General features: G+C 45.3%; 19 protein-coding genes. 4 read left to right on the plus strand and 15 right to left on the minus strand.

Features of this window, described 5'->3' with window-relative positions; genetic code table 11:
• Positions 1–9: 9 nt before the first annotated feature.
• From nhaA to SD450_RS17945, 8 genes are all read right to left on the minus strand, one after another.
• Positions 10–1371 carry a Na+/H+ antiporter NhaA gene (nhaA, locus tag SD450_RS17910; RefSeq protein WP_318345752.1) on the minus strand — a complete coding sequence of 454 codons (1362 nt, stop codon included), beginning with the start codon at positions 1369–1371 and terminating at the stop codon, positions 10–12.
• A 53-nt stretch (positions 1372–1424) separates the two neighbouring features.
• Entirely contained in the window at positions 1425–2333 is a 909-nt protein-coding gene (locus SD450_RS17915) for a succinylglutamate desuccinylase/aspartoacylase domain-containing protein (RefSeq protein WP_318345753.1), read from the minus strand.
• A 9-nt stretch (positions 2334–2342) separates the two neighbouring features.
• Positions 2343–3392 carry a glutathione synthetase gene (locus tag SD450_RS17920; RefSeq protein WP_318345754.1) on the minus strand — a complete coding sequence of 350 codons (1050 nt, stop codon included), beginning with the start codon at positions 3390–3392 and terminating at the stop codon, positions 2343–2345.
• Entirely contained in the window at positions 3389–5275 is a 1887-nt protein-coding gene (locus SD450_RS17925) for a flavohemoglobin expression-modulating QEGLA motif protein (protein ID WP_318345755.1), read from the minus strand. The genes SD450_RS17920 and SD450_RS17925 overlap by 4 nt, the downstream gene beginning before the upstream one ends.
• 103 nt (positions 5276–5378) lie before the next feature.
• On the minus strand, positions 5379–5783 hold the full coding sequence (locus SD450_RS17930; RefSeq protein WP_318345756.1) for an SPW repeat domain-containing protein: 405 nt from the start codon (positions 5781–5783) through the stop codon (positions 5379–5381).
• Between the two features lie 27 nt (positions 5784–5810).
• Positions 5811–6374, minus strand: a complete 564-nt coding sequence (locus SD450_RS17935) for a vitamin K epoxide reductase family protein (RefSeq protein WP_318345757.1) — start codon at positions 6372–6374, stop codon at positions 5811–5813.
• A gap of 2 nt (positions 6375–6376) precedes the next feature.
• A complete protein-coding gene (locus tag SD450_RS17940; protein WP_318345758.1) occupies positions 6377–7450 on the minus strand; it encodes an NAD-dependent epimerase/dehydratase family protein in 1074 nt (357 codons plus the stop codon).
• Between the two features lie 121 nt (positions 7451–7571).
• Positions 7572–7817, minus strand: coding sequence for a hypothetical protein (locus SD450_RS17945; protein ID WP_318345759.1), 246 nt, complete (start codon positions 7815–7817; stop codon positions 7572–7574).
• A gap of 484 nt (positions 7818–8301) precedes the next feature.
• Here SD450_RS17945 and SD450_RS17950 point away from each other — a divergent pair, with 484 nt between their 5' ends.
• Together SD450_RS17950 and SD450_RS17955 are read left to right on the plus strand one after the other, a co-directional pair.
• Positions 8302–8727: a transporter substrate-binding domain-containing protein gene (locus tag SD450_RS17950; RefSeq protein ID WP_318345760.1), complete on the plus strand. Its 426-nt coding sequence runs from the start codon at positions 8302–8304 to the stop codon at positions 8725–8727.
• Positions 8714–9673: a cation diffusion facilitator family transporter gene (locus tag SD450_RS17955; protein WP_318345761.1), complete on the plus strand. Its 960-nt coding sequence runs from the start codon at positions 8714–8716 to the stop codon at positions 9671–9673. The genes SD450_RS17950 and SD450_RS17955 overlap by 14 nt, the downstream gene beginning before the upstream one ends.
• On the opposite strand, the gene SD450_RS17960 is transcribed toward SD450_RS17955, so the two are convergent.
• The 4 genes from SD450_RS17960 to SD450_RS17975 form a co-directional block, all read right to left on the minus strand.
• The gene (locus SD450_RS17960) at positions 9653–10258 is read right to left on the minus strand and encodes an urea carboxylase-associated family protein (RefSeq protein WP_318345762.1); all 606 of its coding nucleotides are present in this window, start codon (positions 10256–10258) and stop codon (positions 9653–9655) included. The two genes, SD450_RS17955 and SD450_RS17960, sit on opposite strands and share 21 nt — an antisense overlap.
• Positions 10259–10376: 118 nt before the next feature.
• Complete coding sequence (gntA, locus tag SD450_RS17965) at positions 10377–11048, minus strand: guanitoxin biosynthesis heme-dependent pre-guanitoxin N-hydroxylase GntA (protein ID WP_318345763.1); 672 nt, start codon at positions 11046–11048, stop codon at positions 10377–10379.
• 302 nt (positions 11049–11350) lie between these two features.
• Positions 11351–11614, minus strand: a complete 264-nt coding sequence (locus SD450_RS17970; RefSeq protein ID WP_318345764.1) for a SemiSWEET family sugar transporter — start codon at positions 11612–11614, stop codon at positions 11351–11353.
• A 3-nt stretch (positions 11615–11617) separates the two neighbouring features.
• The gene (locus SD450_RS17975; protein ID WP_318345765.1) at positions 11618–12142 is read right to left on the minus strand and encodes a DUF421 domain-containing protein; all 525 of its coding nucleotides are present in this window, start codon (positions 12140–12142) and stop codon (positions 11618–11620) included.
• Positions 12143–12421: 279 nt separating this feature from the next.
• Here SD450_RS17975 and SD450_RS17980 point away from each other — a divergent pair, with 279 nt between their 5' ends.
• Both SD450_RS17980 and SD450_RS17985 read left to right on the plus strand, forming a co-directional pair.
• Positions 12422–12661 carry a DUF7218 family protein gene (locus SD450_RS17980; protein ID WP_318345766.1) on the plus strand — a complete coding sequence of 80 codons (240 nt, stop codon included), beginning with the start codon at positions 12422–12424 and terminating at the stop codon, positions 12659–12661.
• A gap of 63 nt (positions 12662–12724) precedes the next feature.
• Positions 12725–12934, plus strand: coding sequence for a hypothetical protein (locus SD450_RS17985; protein WP_318345767.1), 210 nt, complete (start codon positions 12725–12727; stop codon positions 12932–12934).
• Positions 12935–13024: 90 nt separating this feature from the next.
• Here the strand turns inward: SD450_RS17985 and SD450_RS17990 are convergent, their stop codons facing one another.
• From SD450_RS17990 to SD450_RS18000, 3 genes are all read right to left on the minus strand, one after another.
• Positions 13025–13216, minus strand: coding sequence for a hypothetical protein (locus tag SD450_RS17990; RefSeq protein WP_318345768.1), 192 nt, complete (start codon positions 13214–13216; stop codon positions 13025–13027).
• 878 nt (positions 13217–14094) lie between these two features.
• Positions 14095–15582 carry an ABC1 kinase family protein gene (locus tag SD450_RS17995; RefSeq protein WP_318345769.1) on the minus strand — a complete coding sequence of 496 codons (1488 nt, stop codon included), beginning with the start codon at positions 15580–15582 and terminating at the stop codon, positions 14095–14097.
• 264 nt (positions 15583–15846) lie between these two features.
• Positions 15847–16056, minus strand: a complete 210-nt coding sequence (locus SD450_RS18000; protein WP_318345770.1) for a dodecin family protein — start codon at positions 16054–16056, stop codon at positions 15847–15849.
• Between the last annotated feature and the right edge of the window lie 147 nt (positions 16057–16203).

The following is a 16203-nucleotide window of genomic DNA, read 5'->3' on the forward strand; positions in this document are numbered from 1 at the left end:
ATGTTCGATTCAATGAGATTCCTCCACGACCGTATGATTCCTCTTTTTTGCCTTCACAAAAAACCGAAAAATCCCCATGCCCAATAGAACAGCAAGCACGAAGGCCAAAAGAATGGACAGTTTGGCCTGATACACATACGCCTCGTTGTCAAAAGCCAAATCGCCAATAAAAATGGACATGGTAAAGCCTATTCCTGCAAAGGCAGCGGCTCCATACAGTTGGGGCCATTTCACTTTTTCAGGAAGTGTGGCAATTTTGGTGGCCACGGCCAAACGGGCAATGATCGATATCCCCAAAAATTTCCCCACTACCAAACCCAGAACAATTCCAAGCGACAATGGTTGTAACAATTGCCCCATGCTTTCGGCCCTAATGATAAGCCCTGTATTGGCAAAGGCAAACAAGGGAAGCACCACAAAATTCACAAAGGGTTGCAGCACTTTTTCTATGGTTTGCAGGGGAGGAACGGTTTTTCGGATGGCTTTTTGTATGACCTGCACCAACTCCAACTGCTCTTTTTGGATAAAAACGGAATCCAGGGAATGGGTGTCCTCAAAGGTGGTGATAAGATTCCTGATGTTGGTGGTGAACTGTTTCTCGTTCATCCCCACCTTTGCAGGGATGGCCGCTGCGGTAATGACCCCGGCAATGGTGGCATGCACACCCGAAAGAAAGAAGCCCGTCCAAATGCCCAATAAACCGACTGCTCCATAAAAAAAAGGGTTTCTTATCCCAATCTTATTCGCCAGTAGCAATACAAAAAAGGAAATGAAGGCCCAAGAGAGGCTTTCAAACACAATTTGATCGGTGTAAAAGAAAGCAATGATCAATACGGCACAAAGGTCATCAATAACGGCCAGTGCGGTCACAAACAGCTTTAGGCTCGCTGGAACTTTTTTATGGCCCACCAAGGTCAGCAAGACCAAAGCGAACACAATATCGGTGGCCATGGGAATTCCCCAACCTTGAATTGTGTCCTTTCCAAAATTTAGGGCGATATAGATCAGGGCGGGAAAGATAAGCCCTCCAAGGGCACAGAGTATGGGTAGCGCGGCCTGTCGGGGTTTTGAAAGTTCCCCGGCAATGAGTTCCCGTTTTATTTCCAGCCCGATCATAAAAAAGAAAATGGCCATAAGGCCATCGTTCACTAATTCATGCAAGGTGATGTCGAAGTTGACATCGTTGAGTTGGATATCCAAAGGATATTCCCAAAATGCATGGTATTCCGAAGCCCAACCCACATTGGCAAACACTAGGGCAGCGATCACGGCGACAATCATCAGCACACCGGATGATAGATTCCCAGAAAACAGGGACCTTACCTTGTCCTTGAATTTTTCCCAATGTGTTCTATGCTGTATTATGGTCATTCATAACGTCTTCAATGTTCCGACTATGATCATTGATTTTTGGGGCTCCATGTTCAAGGGGTTTCGACCTCTTCAATGATAAAGAAGCCATCGTCCCCTTCGACCTGGTAAAGGGGCATAAAAATATGGCCCTCTTGCTCACTCCGTATTTCTTTCCCATTGTGCAGGGCCAGTAATTGGTCTTTGCCAATTTTGCTGAAGTTTTTGAAACCGGCCTCCATTTTAAATTCATCCCCTCTTCCCAAACTGTGGCGATAAACGATGTCGAAAGTTTTTTTTGTCGATGCACTTTTTGCTGCCAAGTTTTCCACACATTTTGGGTAACAGGATAAGGTTTCCAAATCGAGCCCCAAAGCTCCCTCCAATGCCAACCAGATCATCGCCTCATGGTTTTCAACTGCGGTTTGGCTTTGGTGTTGACCTCCCTCAAAGACAAAACCTGTCATCCCCTGGCTGCTTAAATAATGATCGATATCGCCATCTATCAAATCGCTGAAACCCCGAACGATATGCACTGGGAAATGGTTTGCCCATTGCTCGTTGTTATTGACCACTTGTACGGATATGTAAGGGAGGCTCTCCGAAGAGGTGGTATGGCAATCCAAAAAGTAGCGTTTGCCATAGTTTTTTTGCGGATATCTGTTCAATGCCCCAATAATATGTCCCATCTCTATCTGCTCGGATGATTCGGGCATATCCCTTTTGAGGTTTTCCTCGGTCCATATCCTGTTCAGGTCTTCATCAATATAGCGGACATTTTTTTTGAGTGCCTTGCGGTTGCCCGAAATTCCCACCAAGGTGCCCTTGATTTTTGGTCTAGACTGATGCAGTTCCTTAAAAACTCTTTGCAAGGCTACCACCCCACTGGGTTCATTCCCATGAATGCCCGCAGTGACTAATAACAGGTGTCCGGACTTTCCCGAACTATACTCCCCAACTACCCTGGATATTTCCCCTTTCATCGATTCAATTTAGTGCAGGGTTGCCAAAGCTTTGTTAGAGATTCGGCCTCCGTACATTTTTTTATATTCCAATTTTCGTTCTATCGCCTTGATGACAGGCTCGGTGAAATCCGGCAGGTCAATATGGGCGAACCAGTTCAACCCTCCGGGGCTCAGCACGTTTATTTCTATGAGCTTGTCCTTTACAATATCCAGGCCCACAAAAAAAAGCCCATCTGCTATCAACCGTGGTGCGGTGACATCCACGATATGTTGCATAGCTGGTGTGAGTTGGCTGCTATCTGCTGTGGCCCCTAGGGAAAAATTGCTCCTGAACTCCCCTTCGCCACTTACCCGACGGATTATGGCCTGCTTCCCATCTTGTTCCAATATCCTTCCGTTCATGAGCAAGACACGGACATCGCCATGTTTTACTTCGGGAAGAAACTCCTGGGCTATGATGTAGCCTTCCAGGGTCAAAGTGGATAAAATCTGGTTGAGGTTTTTTTGGTTTTCATCGATCAGATATACATTTTGCCCTCCCGAACCTTCCAAAGGTTTCAGCACCATTTTTTTATTGTTCTCTTCCCAAAAGTTGAGGATATCCTCCTTTTTTCGGGTAATGATGGAGGCCGGCTTGATGGTTTTTGGCAACTCTTCAAAATAAAGTTTATCAATGAATGCGTTGGAGAGTGCGTATGCATCGTTGAGCACCAGTACACCTAACTGCTGTACCATACGCCCAAATGCAATCCCCGAGTGTTCCGCCCATTCCCGGCCCGCACGTTCCTCCGTGGGGTTGTTCCGTATGAACAAGACATCCAAGGAACCGGCCTCCAACCGTTCATGTTGGGCGGTCGGACCTTTTAAGGTTTCCAGATATTGGGCCGCTGTCTTCATTTTCTTCCCTTTCTTCACCGAAATGGTATCAAGGGTTATATGGCCCTCATGGTCAAGGTTGAATCCCCCTACCCCTACCGCACTGACTTCGTGTCCCATTTCGTGGGCTTTGGCCATCAATGCGATGGATGTGCCATTGGCTTCCGTGGCCACTTTATTCAAGACAAAGCATATTTTCATTTTCTTGCAATTAAGGTTTCTGTATGGGTATTGTCGCACACCATGGCGTGTAGTGGCAACCCTCGTCTGATCATGTCCAACTTGGTCTCAAAATGGGCATCGAAAAGGTATCTGGGCTTTAGGATGGGTGGTTTCAATATTTTTCTTTCCGTCAATTGTTGCACGGTATCAATGTGGTGAAATCCGAATTTTCCAGAGAGCAAAGGCTCAATTTGGCCTCCATTTTTTAAATAGTCCCTCAATTCCAAAAGTCCTTTTAGATAAATGATGTCCTTGAGAAACCCACCACCTTGCATGATTCGCGAGGTGATGTTAAAGGCCCTTGTCCTGCCGAAGCCAAACCTATCGACAAGCTGGTCAAATATGGTTTTGAAGCCATACCCCTTCACTCTGGCCCATCCCGCCACGACACGGCCGGCCAATGTCCGCAACCGATTCGTACTGAGTCCATTGGCCAGATATTCAAAGAGGACCGCCAATCCCTCCTGCAGCGGGTCGTAATCAGCCAGTCCAACACTCAATTGCTCAAGAGGTTGCTGCCTGCCGTTATAATAGGTCAGGGCATGGACACCTACCTCATGCTGTATCAAAGCTTCCGCCTCTTTCCGCTTTGCACTGAAATCTGCCGGAATGAAAAGATCGCCCAACGAAACCATCATGATGTTCAGGTCTTTCCGGATTTGGATCTTACAGTTGAAATCCTCGTCCTGTTCCTTTAGGTAATCAATTTCCTTTTGGGCCAGGGCAGCAAATTCCATCACATCCATGAGATTTTCGGAAGTGGCATCGCTACTGGTTTCTGGCAATTGTTCCAACAGGTTTTCAGCCTCATCTTTGAGAGATTTACCTATCCCCTGGTGCAACCGGATGCTGTTGTAGAAAAAATTGGGCGTGCCGCGCTCGTGCAGCATGGTGATCTGATGGTCCAGTTCTTCCCTTTTTTGACGGAATATATAGGACAGGGCCGGGTCTTCGATCTTCTCGATCTTGAGCGCATAGAGTTCCCTCTTTAGCAAGTCCGGATCTATGGGCAACAACCGATAGTGATAATCAAGTATGGTTTCAAAGCCGCTCTCAAAGAACGTCTTCTTGATGTCATGGATGTTGGAGGGCGATACCAACCAAAGAAACTGATAGGATTTTTCAATTTCCGTCAGTTTGCGGTCTATTTCAAAAACCTTTTCCTTTGGATATCGTTGTCCGAGTGCGTTATAGCTGTTCACTCCACAAACGGTCTGTATCCTGATGAATTCATAAATGGCACGCTGCATCGCCTTGGTCAATACATTATGGAATTCCCTGAAAAAAACGGGAAACAATTGACCCTGTGCAGTCCGATATACAGGAGGCACCTCAAGGCCCAACAAGAGGGCCCCGCATTGTTTGGTCTTTTCAATGGTAAGAAGGGGCCTGCGTCCCTTTGGGTGTCTGTTTGGCGTATCCACCGTTCTAATCTCTATGCGTGTGCCAGGAGCTATTTGATCGATTTGGCGTAGGCCATCTTCCAAGACCGTAAGGGTTTTAGGAAGTTTTGTCGCTGGACCTTTGATGGTGAAGGAACGACTGCTTTCTTCCGTGGAGAAAAGTTCAAACAACAAATAGGACTTGTAGAGGGTGGAAAAATGATCGGCCAGGGAAAAAATAAGTTCTTGGTATCCTTTAAAATCCTTTCGCCCGATGATAAGGTAACATGCTTCACTCATTACAAATTCCTTGGTCCCCGTGTCCTTGTTCTTTGTTCGGCAAATGATCAGATAAGGGAGACCGCTTTCTATATGCAACGATCCGCCGCCCGGAAGCCTGCAATCGAATTCGTCGTTGTTTTCCAGATGGGAAAGAATCAGTTCGATGGATGCTGTTGAAAGATCCTTTATTTTTTTCATAGTGCAGTATCAGTTCTGTATGCTCGGCAGCATTGTTTTTGTGAACCTACGAATTGCACTTCATCTTTATTGACCTGAACCGTCCAACTTTTTGCTTGAAACATCAAGGGCTTTCCCTGCGCTCCGCTTCGCTTTCATTGTTCCTTTGGTCTTTCATGTGCTCCGGATTTTTCTCCCATAAAGAGGACCATCCTCCTCCATAACGGTTCTTCATACCCGTTTTTTTGGAAGACAGGACCAATACCATGATCCCTACGGCCATATCGCTCATACTTGCGGTCGCCACTTCGTATCCCAAGACCCATGGTGACAGCAACAACCAAAGGGCGAACGGATAGTTCCATTTATGCACAATATGGGTGGCTTCCCAAAGGGAAATGGTGGAAAAGGTAACTATAATGGGACCTATGATATGCCCATTGTCCGATGCCGCTGGACCGTATTCCAGGACACTCGGTGCAGCCATCAGCCATATGCCCAATACGATGTTCATCAATTTTGCCCACATAAGTTCATTGTTTTAGTGTGATTCATATTATGCCACCTTCTCTGTTTCATCCCCAATGCCCCAAAATACTTTCCAAGTGGACGCGCCAGATTTTTTTGCCCTTTGTATGTATTGTAAACTGGCCAACATCTCATCCATGGCGGGACCGATCATGACAATTGAAATTATTGCAGAGGCCAAACAGAGGGAACACCATGCGGAAAAAAGGACAGGTTGGAACACGACCAGCATGACGCTGACAAACCCCAACGGGCCAACGGCAAGTCCGAACACGATGACGATCCAAGGCATTTTCCGCCAGCGGTGGGTGCCGCCGATGAGCCCTGCAACAGCATCCACCAAATAACCTATGGCACCCAGTGCTGCATCTGGAATGGGTAATATGTGGGAAATTTTTGAGTTCAAAATAGTGGTGCTACCATCCCCAAAGAAGGGCTCCCACACCGTATCCACATACTCCAGTTGATATAGGGAAAGGTATGCTGCTATGCCAAACCCCACTATGGCCAGGATGATGATGGGAATACGTTGGGCCCATGTGGCAGGATTGTAGTCCCAACCGGGGGGAATGTGTGCTCCTTTATCCCTCATGCCTACTCGAGATTGTTTTTTTGGTACCAAGCCTCGGGATCTGCCTTAAGGTTTTTGATCATGCTGGGCAAAACGTCCATTACCCTATGGTTGGGTTGCCAATCCAAATATTCCTTGGCCCTCGAAACATCGAGTTCGTAATGGGCTCCTGCCCTATCGATCATCCAAGGTTTGATGAACGGGTCGCTCACCAGGTCACGGGCCCAAGCCCCTGCCTTGGCCAAAGCCTTTGGCATTTCATAGGTTTCCCAGTCCTTTCCGTGCAATAGGTTGCCAATGGCATCCTGTAGTTCTTGATAGGTCGGGGATGTGGGTTCACCAATGTTCAGGGCAATTTCGTTGGGCAGGTCGTGCCGTTTCTCTATAGCTTTTTCCATGGCATCGACCACGTCTTCCAAATGGACAAAAACGTCGCCATGGTTGACATCCCCGGAGTAAAAATGACTGAGCAGTTCTTTTTCGTAAATCCGCTTGATCTGTTGGGTGATGGGGATGGAGTGGCCATAATCAGTATAGACCCCGGCTATTCTCAAAAAAACCGCAGGGATGTCATAGTTATTCTCCCTGATGAGGTCCTCTGTGAGCACTTTGGATTCCGGATAGCCCCAATTGGCCTCCACTGGGCAATCCTCATTGATCTTGATGCCCGGTTCCGTGGGTTTATAGATGAGGTTGGAGCTTGAAAAAAGGAATTGGCCCACTTCAAAATCTTGCAATTCCCGCAAGAAATTTTCCGTTCCCTTCACATTGATTTCATGGTATTTGGGGCTGTCCTTTTGACCAAAATCGTAATACGCGGCCAAATGGACCACCGAAACAATCTTGTCGCCATGGCCATATCGGATACGCTCCATGGCTGCCTTGATGGATTTTTCATCGGTGATGTCAAAACTCACGCACTCGGCCTCCACGGGTGGGTAGGGCGGCCCTACCCTGTCCAACCCAATGATCCTATACTTGTTGGCCAACCGTTTTATCAATGCGGACCCAATGAGTCCACTACTACCGGTTATCACTATAATTTCCTTACTTTCATTTCCTGCTCTTGGGGCTGAGCTGTGCATTCTCTCTTTCATGTTATCCAAATTCTTTGCTTTTATTGTCCATTTAAGGCCATGGAAAATCTGTCATGGTATTTCGGAAAATGCCATGACCCTATATCAAGTGCGGAGCTATCGACTACTATACCGCTAGGGGTTATCTGCGAAGTTGCGTGGAATCGCGATGTATGGTGTCTCCCTCAGCATAGGTAGTGTCCCTTTGCTTGTCTGCTTCGTCCCTTCCTGACCATTCGTCATATTTTTCACTACTTTCCTCTTGGCTTTCCTGGACTCCTTGCATATTGTCCTCGACCCTGGGGTCTTTGGGGTTTCTTTCCCTACAGGAATAGGTGGTCATGGCCATTAAAGCGACCGTCGTCAATATTAATCCTAGCTTTTTCATATCGTGTATTTTTAAGTTCATGTGAAAAGTAATCAAAGCCCGGGATGGTGACCGGTCGTATCCATTTAAAAATTGCCGTAATAAATAAGGGGCAAATCCGTCAAACAGAGTGTGTTGCAAAAGGGTTTTCAACTATCCGCATAACTTATGGATCAACAGCTGTTCCAAATGTATGCCCCGCCCCAAGAAAACTGCTCCAAAAGAATCCGCATATGGTTTCCAGTCAAAAAGTTTATCAAATTGGTCAATGGTAAGAAATCTTTGTAACTAGTTTTATTCCGAGGATCATCAGCTTCATCAGAAGGTCGCTGGTAGATCCAAGTCCTGGCCTGCCGTAAAAGGCCCCAGTACTTCCATAAAGAAAATTTTTATCGTGCATGTATTCAGGAATCTGTAATAAAGGATTTGAGGGATATGGCAGCGGTAAGAGCCTGAACGACAAAGAAAATTTAGATAGAGTACAACGATGAAAGCTATAGGTAAGATGGCGACATGCACAATCCTGTTTTTAATGGCCTGTACCTTCCCAAAAGATCCACAGCATACTTTCTCAAATGCCAAGGTAGAAGGTCTTGCTATCGGGGTGGTCCAAAACCCTCCTTTCACCCTTATCCGGGACAGCTCATTTTCGGGAACGGAGATAACGCTGTTGGAACAATTCTGTAAAAAAGAAAACCTCGACCATCATTTTGAAACTGGTAATGAAACAGACCTCATCAAAAAACTCAGCAAGTATGAGTTGGACATTGTTGTGGGCGGGTTCAAGAAAAAAACCGTTTGGAAAAAGGAAGTGGGAATGACACAACCCTATGACAGTGCCCATGTGTTTTTTGTGCCGAAAGGCGAAAACCGACTGGTCTATACCCTTGAGAGATTCTTTATCCAAAACAAACAACATGGAGCAAAATAAAGAGGAATACGAATTGCCCGATCATTTGGTGCCCATCTTGAAAAAAGCCAGAAAACTGGAATGGATCACCTTGGCCTATCTCTCCACAGTGGTCGCTCTTATGTATGTGACGATGGGATCTTCCCAGGCCATGAAGACCGCTTGGCTGGAGGATGCATTGAGTTTGCTGCCCGCCACTGCCTTTTTGATTGCTTCGGGCATTTATGACAAACCCCGCAACAAGACGTTCCAGTATGGCTACCACCGGGTCTTCAGCATTGCTTTTTTGACAGGGTCGGTCGCTTTGTTCGGAATGGGCGCCTATCTATGCATTGATTCCTCCATATCTTTGATACATGGTGAACGGCCCACAATCGGTACCATGGTGTTCTTTGGAGAACAGCTTTGGATGGGATGGGTGATGATCTTGGTACTCATTTACAGTTCGTTACCGGCCATGCTTCTAGGGTTGCGAAAAATGCCCTTGGCAAAAAAACTCCACAATAAGATACTTTTTGCGGACGCAAAGGCCCAAAAGGCCGATTATATGACCGCTTTTGCTGCCATTATCGGTATCCTGGGGGTGGGCGCTGGGCTTTGGTGGGCCGATGCCACTACTGCCCTGATCATATCCATTTCAGTGATTAAGGACGGGTTCCAACACCTCTCCAGTGCCATTGAGGACCTTATGGACCGACAACCTGTACGTGTTTCTGATCGAAAAAAGGACCAACTTGTTGATGAAATAGCGCATGAAGTGGCAAGTTGGGATTGGGTAAGGGATTCGGAAGTGCGCTTTCGGGAAAACGGGCAGGTATATTTTGGGGAGGTGTATATCATTCCCATGCAGGACACTGTTTTTGGTTCCCAATTTGAGGAGGGGGTGTCCCATATCAAGGCGCTCCATTGGAAAATACACGATGTCACCATCATGCCGGTCTCTTCCCTAAAATCCCTCCGTTTTTAAGGTCTTCGGAATCATCTCATAATGAATGGGCTTGAACGTTCCATTATTGCTGTCTTCTGCAGCACATGCGGTAAGCCCGACTATCAAATCCATTTGTGCTTCCAGTACTACATAATCACCTGCCTTGCTCAATGGTTTCTCCACGCTAAGTTTGCCGTTTTCTGAAAATTGAACGTTCATAAAAATATTGAAGGCCGTAGGTATATCGTCAGGTTGGATGTTGAAGGAGCTTAAGCTTGTGCTTAGATTTTCGAAGCAACTGGGGTGATAGTTAGGATCTTTGTACATGATCTGGAAGGTTTCGGGGCTGCAGGGTGCCAGCAAAAAATCGTTCCTACCATTCGTGTCCTCGATTATCTTCATCATTTTTTGGCTTCGATTGCTCCACAAGAAATTTCCTTTGGTGATCAATATCGACTCTTCAAAATCCATTGTCTTGCCCGATGAGAGCTTTTCCCGGATATCCTTTGCATTGAACAGTACCATATCGCTCACTTGTTGCCCCTCTGGGTCGATCACTTTTAGTTTATCACCCTTGTATAGTTGGAAAGCTGTTCCCGATTGTTTTTGAATTTTTCCGATCATAAGCCTTGATTTCGATTGCTCTTTGCACTCCCATTCCCAATGTTCGCTTCAAGAAGGTGTCTGTCCATCCATAACCGACTGGTTTTTCCATAGCTATTAAAAGGAACTGGCGTCCTCTTTATGGGTTATGGTGAAAGGGACATTTCCAGTTTTTTTCAATCTTTCTCCCGCTGTACTGCCTTGCTTCAGTGTCATTTCCAAAATCTTGGAGCATGGGATTGATACAACCCTGACGTTTTTTATCACGCTTGCGTATGGTGTTCCGCACACGTCGATATGTTCCCATTTCACGCAATTTTTCAAACTGCCAATGTAGGTTGAACACCAAGGTGGGAAAGGGTGCCTGGCGCGCCAGCCGTGAACTCTTGGGATGCATTCCCACGATATAAAATGCCTTTCCGGCCACACTAAAACTGAACTTGCTGCTCGTGGGATCACTGCTCACCGAGGGATCCCAGGGTTGACTGTCCACCTTATGGAGCCATTGGAGTTGCTTCCACAACAATTCCTCAAACTCCTTCTCCGAAAATACCTCGGTAGTGGGGAAGGTAGCAATAAATGTCTGGAAGTTGTTCCCTTCAAAATCATATCCTTCAAGATACTGTTTTAGATCTTCCCAAATTTTTTTTGCCGTTGCTTCGGTGCCCAATCCAGTGTAGCAGTTAAGGGACACCTCATCCATTGTAAATACCGTCTGCGCCATAATACAGGGATGGTCCTTCTCCAAGATGAACTCTTTGAACTGCTGTGTCACTGCCTGTATGTGGGTATCTTTTTCTTCAATTTCCATAGCGTTGATTCATATATTGATTATGGCATGTTCCACCTTGTTTTTAGGTGCCACCACTTGTGGTCATAGAAAAAGATGCCTTTGGGGTTCGGTCCCATGCTTGCTTTTTTCTATGCATGCCAGTCTGTTCAACAATGATTTTAATTTACGGCAGTGCCTTGCGTGAAATTGACACGATTACGACAAAAATTAGCCCAGACTTCCCCATCCCCCCACAGTCAATTTGCGGCATCTATATGGGCAATGGGACATTTGAACTCTAATTCCCTGTTTTGACAGCTCTTACCAAAAATGATGTTTTTTCAATCTTGGTCTCTATAGCGTACCATGAGGTACAACATGATGATATTGAGCCCGAGGGAAAGTCCATTGGTGGCAATGATGGGAAGGTCATTTTTAATGATTCCGTACAACACCCACATTCCCACTCCCAGGATAAGGATCCCGAACATGAAGGGGGAAACATCTTCCACTTTTTTGGTACGCCAAGCTTTCTGTATTTGGGGGATCACTGCCGAGGTGGTACAGATACCGGCGGCAAGCCCCAATATTTCGGTCCATCCCATAGCCTATTTCACTTTTATATCCTTTAAGAGCCACACATCCAATTTCTTGCTGCCATCATTGGAATGGAGCACGGATATATTTCCAGTGGTTTCAAAGACAACGGCCCGAATATCCCCCAATTCAATCACATTGGCCTCCCGCAGCTTGGACCTTAGGTCCGATTCGGTGAGCCGTGCCTTTTTCAAATTATCGTACAGGATTTTCTGGCCGTCCATGAGCAACAAGGGCGTATTGTCAATGGCATCCTGAAAATGCTTGTTATGCCGTAACATGGCCGCTGTCCATTGAAGTACATACACGACAAGAAGCCCAACCGCCCCTTGAAGAAGGTCCACCGACGGGCTGAGTACCGTTGTGCCGATGATGGAGCCTACGGCCACTGTCATTGCAAAGTCGAAACTGGACATCTTGGAGAAACTGCGCTTCCCAAAGATGCGTGTATATATGATGACCGCCACATAGATCCCCAAGGCAGAAAGTGCAATGGGTAATAGGGAGGTCAACGAGGAATCAAACCATTTTTCCATGATTGAGTGTTTAATGAGATTCGGAATGTCTTTCTCCATCAAGTTCCGATTCTAAAACCTTTTTTGCCATGCCAACATGGGATTGAGGCAATTTTTGTTCGGTTCAAGTCAGTCCTTCCCCCACCCCATCGCTAACTTTCACTAAAGTGAACACATGGAACGAAGACCGCCCATTGTCGGAAAAGCGAACATTTGGGATTATAATGTCGCCAAGTATTCCAATTCATTCGTTGACACGTAAGGTATCGGTGGTCAATTCAAACTTAAAAAATCAAGGTTATGCCAAATCCAAGAATAAAAGACGAGGACAAGTATGAAGCACTACGAGACAAAGGGTACAGCAAACAGAAAGCTGCCCGTATCGCCAACACTCCAGATTCTGGGAAGAAAGGTGGAAAGTCTCCCAAATATGAAGAATGGACCAAAGAAGACCTTTATGGACAAGCCAAAAAGGTAGGTATCGAGGGCCGTTCAAAAATGAGCAAGAAGGAACTGATCCATGCCCTTCGCAATAATTGATGGATTCCTTTAGGAACAGTCAAAAAAGGTATGCCCCCGAACCAATGCATTAAAAAAATAGAAATGGAGAAAAAAGGAAAAAAAACAAACTGGAAAGCAGAAGATAGTGCGCCCATGCCCACCAAGGGGCGAAAAGGAGCCCACTTTAGAAACCAGACGACCAACAGCGATAAGAACAGGTTTCCCTTGACAACCATTATTATGGCGATCATTTTGTTGGGTGTGATTGTTTTTTTCCTCCTGTTCGTGGAAGGATTGGTCTCCAATGGATAGCATCCCATTTGGGATAATGCAGTTTTTTAATGAAAAAGGAGGGGCAAGCCCCTCCTTTTCTCTCAATGCCAATCAAACTACTAAACTGAATCAATCCCAACCAAAAACTTGTTCCAAATTGGAGTTCAATGCTTTTTCTGCCGCAGGGATGGGCCTATAATAATGCTTGGGTTCCTGAAAAGTTCCCCTTTCCACGGTTCCTACCACATATTCACTTCTGCCATTGGTACAACATAGCCGGAAGCATCCTCTTTGTCGCAAATGGTGCCTTCTATTCGGCATGGGCCGAGCTTTTCATCAACTTGGCATGGGGAATTATTGCCGTTATGGGTTATATCATGACTCTTACAAGAGATAGGACTGACATTCCATCCTTTAAAACTTATATAGTCGATTTTCATTATCCCAACCTTTAACCAGAACCAGATATTGCCCCTTACTTATTCCAATCGGCACATCCAACGGCAAAACTTATGGAAGTTATATTTTTTTTGATTTTCAGCGCCTTAAGATTAGTGGTATTCATGGGAGATTGTTTTGTTGAGAAGCTGGACACAAAACTAGGTCAAAGTTCATATAAACGATTTCCAATATATGATGAAGAGTCCAACCATTGAAATTGAGATTATGCATTGTACCTGCGCCCCAAGGAGAATAACGAAAAAGTACTTGAACAATTAATTTCACACCATCAAAAACTACTGGTTTCTGAGGGGTTAGGGTAAGGTGCGACTCCTGAATCCCTGCACGAGACATTCAAAAAAACGACCATTGGAAAACTGATTGAATTACCCTGAAGGCCCTTAGTTCCCGATGGAGACAAATAAGTGGACCTAATAAATCGGAATTAAATAAAAGCCTGAACCAGATTCTTGATAAAAGTGATAATTATGAGTCTAACACATTCATGGACTTTTCAAGAGTATTGTGGACGATATTGTGTAATGGAAATGGTTTAGAAAAGGGTGGACAAAACATAGATATTGAACATAACCACCATACTTTTTATTGTTTTGATCTCTTGTTCTTTTCGCATTCTTCAACTTGTTTGAGATTAGAAGAACTTGGCTTATGGCCTACCAAAGGCAAGTACATTTTTCATTGTTTTCATTTTTAGGTTCCATTGTACAAACTGGTAGATGGTTGCAAGAACATCGGCATCAGTCCTCGTCTTTAAAGATTATGATCAGCGAAAGTATGATCCCCCCAAGGGCAGCCAGCAAAAAAAATATCATAGCAAGCCCTGGGTACCCGAAAACAACAAAGTCCGAAGGCACCCTCATGAGCATGGATGCCCCCATGATCATGGCAGCTATGATCAGACCCAGGGCTATTCTATTGGCCACTTTCTGAAAACCATCTGTAACACGTTTTTCATTGATGGCCTCTATTTTTATCTTAAAATCATTGTTCGCAAAATTTTTGGATATATCGTTCATCCGCTTGGGAAGATGATGTGCCAATCTTTTGGCCTCTACCAACAACGGCACCCATTTTTTGAGCTCCAATTCATCCTTCAAACTGTCCTTAAGGATTTTCACTAGATTTTTTTCAATTGCTTTTTTGATATCAAAAGTCGGATGCAGGGTGATGATAATCTGTTCAAGGTTCAGCATTACTTTTCCCAGAATATTGATGTCCATGGGCAATTTCACATAATGTTCGCCCGCTATATGGTTCAATTGGACCAGTAGCTTCCCTACTTCCATCTCTCCATGGGCCCCCAATGGATGGTTCACCACAAGGGAAATGATCCTTTTCTTAAAGGCGTGTATATTGATGTCACTGTGCAGTTCACTCATCTCAACCAAGAGGTCGGCTGTCTCCTGGGCATTGTTATTGGTAATGGCAAGTAACAATTGCATCAGATATTCTTGCATCTCTGCGGAAAACCTTGCCGTCATCCCCAAATCAATCAAAGCTATTCGATGGTCGGAGGTATAGAGAACATTCCCTGGATGGGGGTCAACGTGTACAAAACCGTCCCTGAGTATTTGCTGAAGATAGGCACTTACGAGTTGGTGGGCCAACGCTACGGGATCACATTTCATGGTGGTTATGGGAACCGTGGTAATTTTTGCCCCTTCCACAAACTGCATGGTAAGGACACGAAGGGAAGAAAATTCCGTAAAGGGCATGGGAACGGTCAATTCCTTATATCCCATTAAGTTATGGTGAAGGGTAATAAGGTTTCTTCGCTCCAGTTCATAATCCAATTCTTGCAGCAGTACTTTCCGTAGCTCATCGAGTATATCATCAAAAGCATATTTCCTTGCCACTTTGGTATGTTTTATGGCCAGACCGATTATGTTCTCAAGGATTCGAATGTCTTCCATGAACTGCTCCCTTATACCAGGTCGTTGGACTTTCACGGCGACTTTTTCCCCTGAAAATAGAACTGCTTTGTGGACCTGTCCGATGGATGCACAGGCTAGGGGCTCTTCTTGGAACTCCCTGAACACCTTATCAATGTCGGTTTTCAGTTCGTTTTCAATCGTTTTCTTCACATCGTCATAACTTACTTTGGAGACATTGTCCTGTAGATCGGACAGCGCGGTCAGGTAAGCTTCAGGAAGTAGATCCGGTCTGGTGGACAATAATTGGCCGAGCTTTATATAGGTAGGTCCCATTTTTTTGAGATCGTTCACCAGTTATTTTGGAGACCGGCCGAACTTCCACGGTGTACCTTCATTTCCACTAGGGTCAAAGGGTTTGGTGGCGGTCTGTCCAAACAGGCCCCTATTCCTATATTTAAGCATGAAGCTATGAATTTCTGGCATGTTGTATGTCATTGGGCTGTAGGGCCATTTAAAAGAAACGTGGTCGACAGGCACGATGGCCATTGCTACAAAAGCGAAGAAAGAATATTTTCCAATCCTTTTTTCGCTTATTGGTCTGTGCAATGGATGAGATTATTTCTCATTTTCCACAGCAAATGAAATTTTCGCGATCACCCCATAGGAGGTAATCCGATTATTCTCCACTTTGGCCTTCATCTCCTTGATGTAAATGGACTGGATGTTTTGGATGCTTTTGGATGCTTCCTTTACTGCATTCTCGGCCGCATCGTCAAAACCTGTCTCTGAATTGGCAATTACTTCGATAACTTTGATAATCTTCATACTATTGGATTTTAAAGGGTTATATAATTAGTGTACTCAACCAAATGAGATTTTGTTTCGCTACTGCTCCGGGCTGTCTCGGGGTCTGACCTGGGAACGAATGATGCCGTTCTTTCCATATGGCACCGGAAGCTGTCCGGAATCTAT

The organism is Flagellimonas baculiformis, from assembly GCF_033441575.1.
In the GTDB taxonomy this organism is placed as follows: Bacteria; Bacteroidota; Bacteroidia; order Flavobacteriales; family Flavobacteriaceae; genus Flagellimonas; species Flagellimonas baculiformis.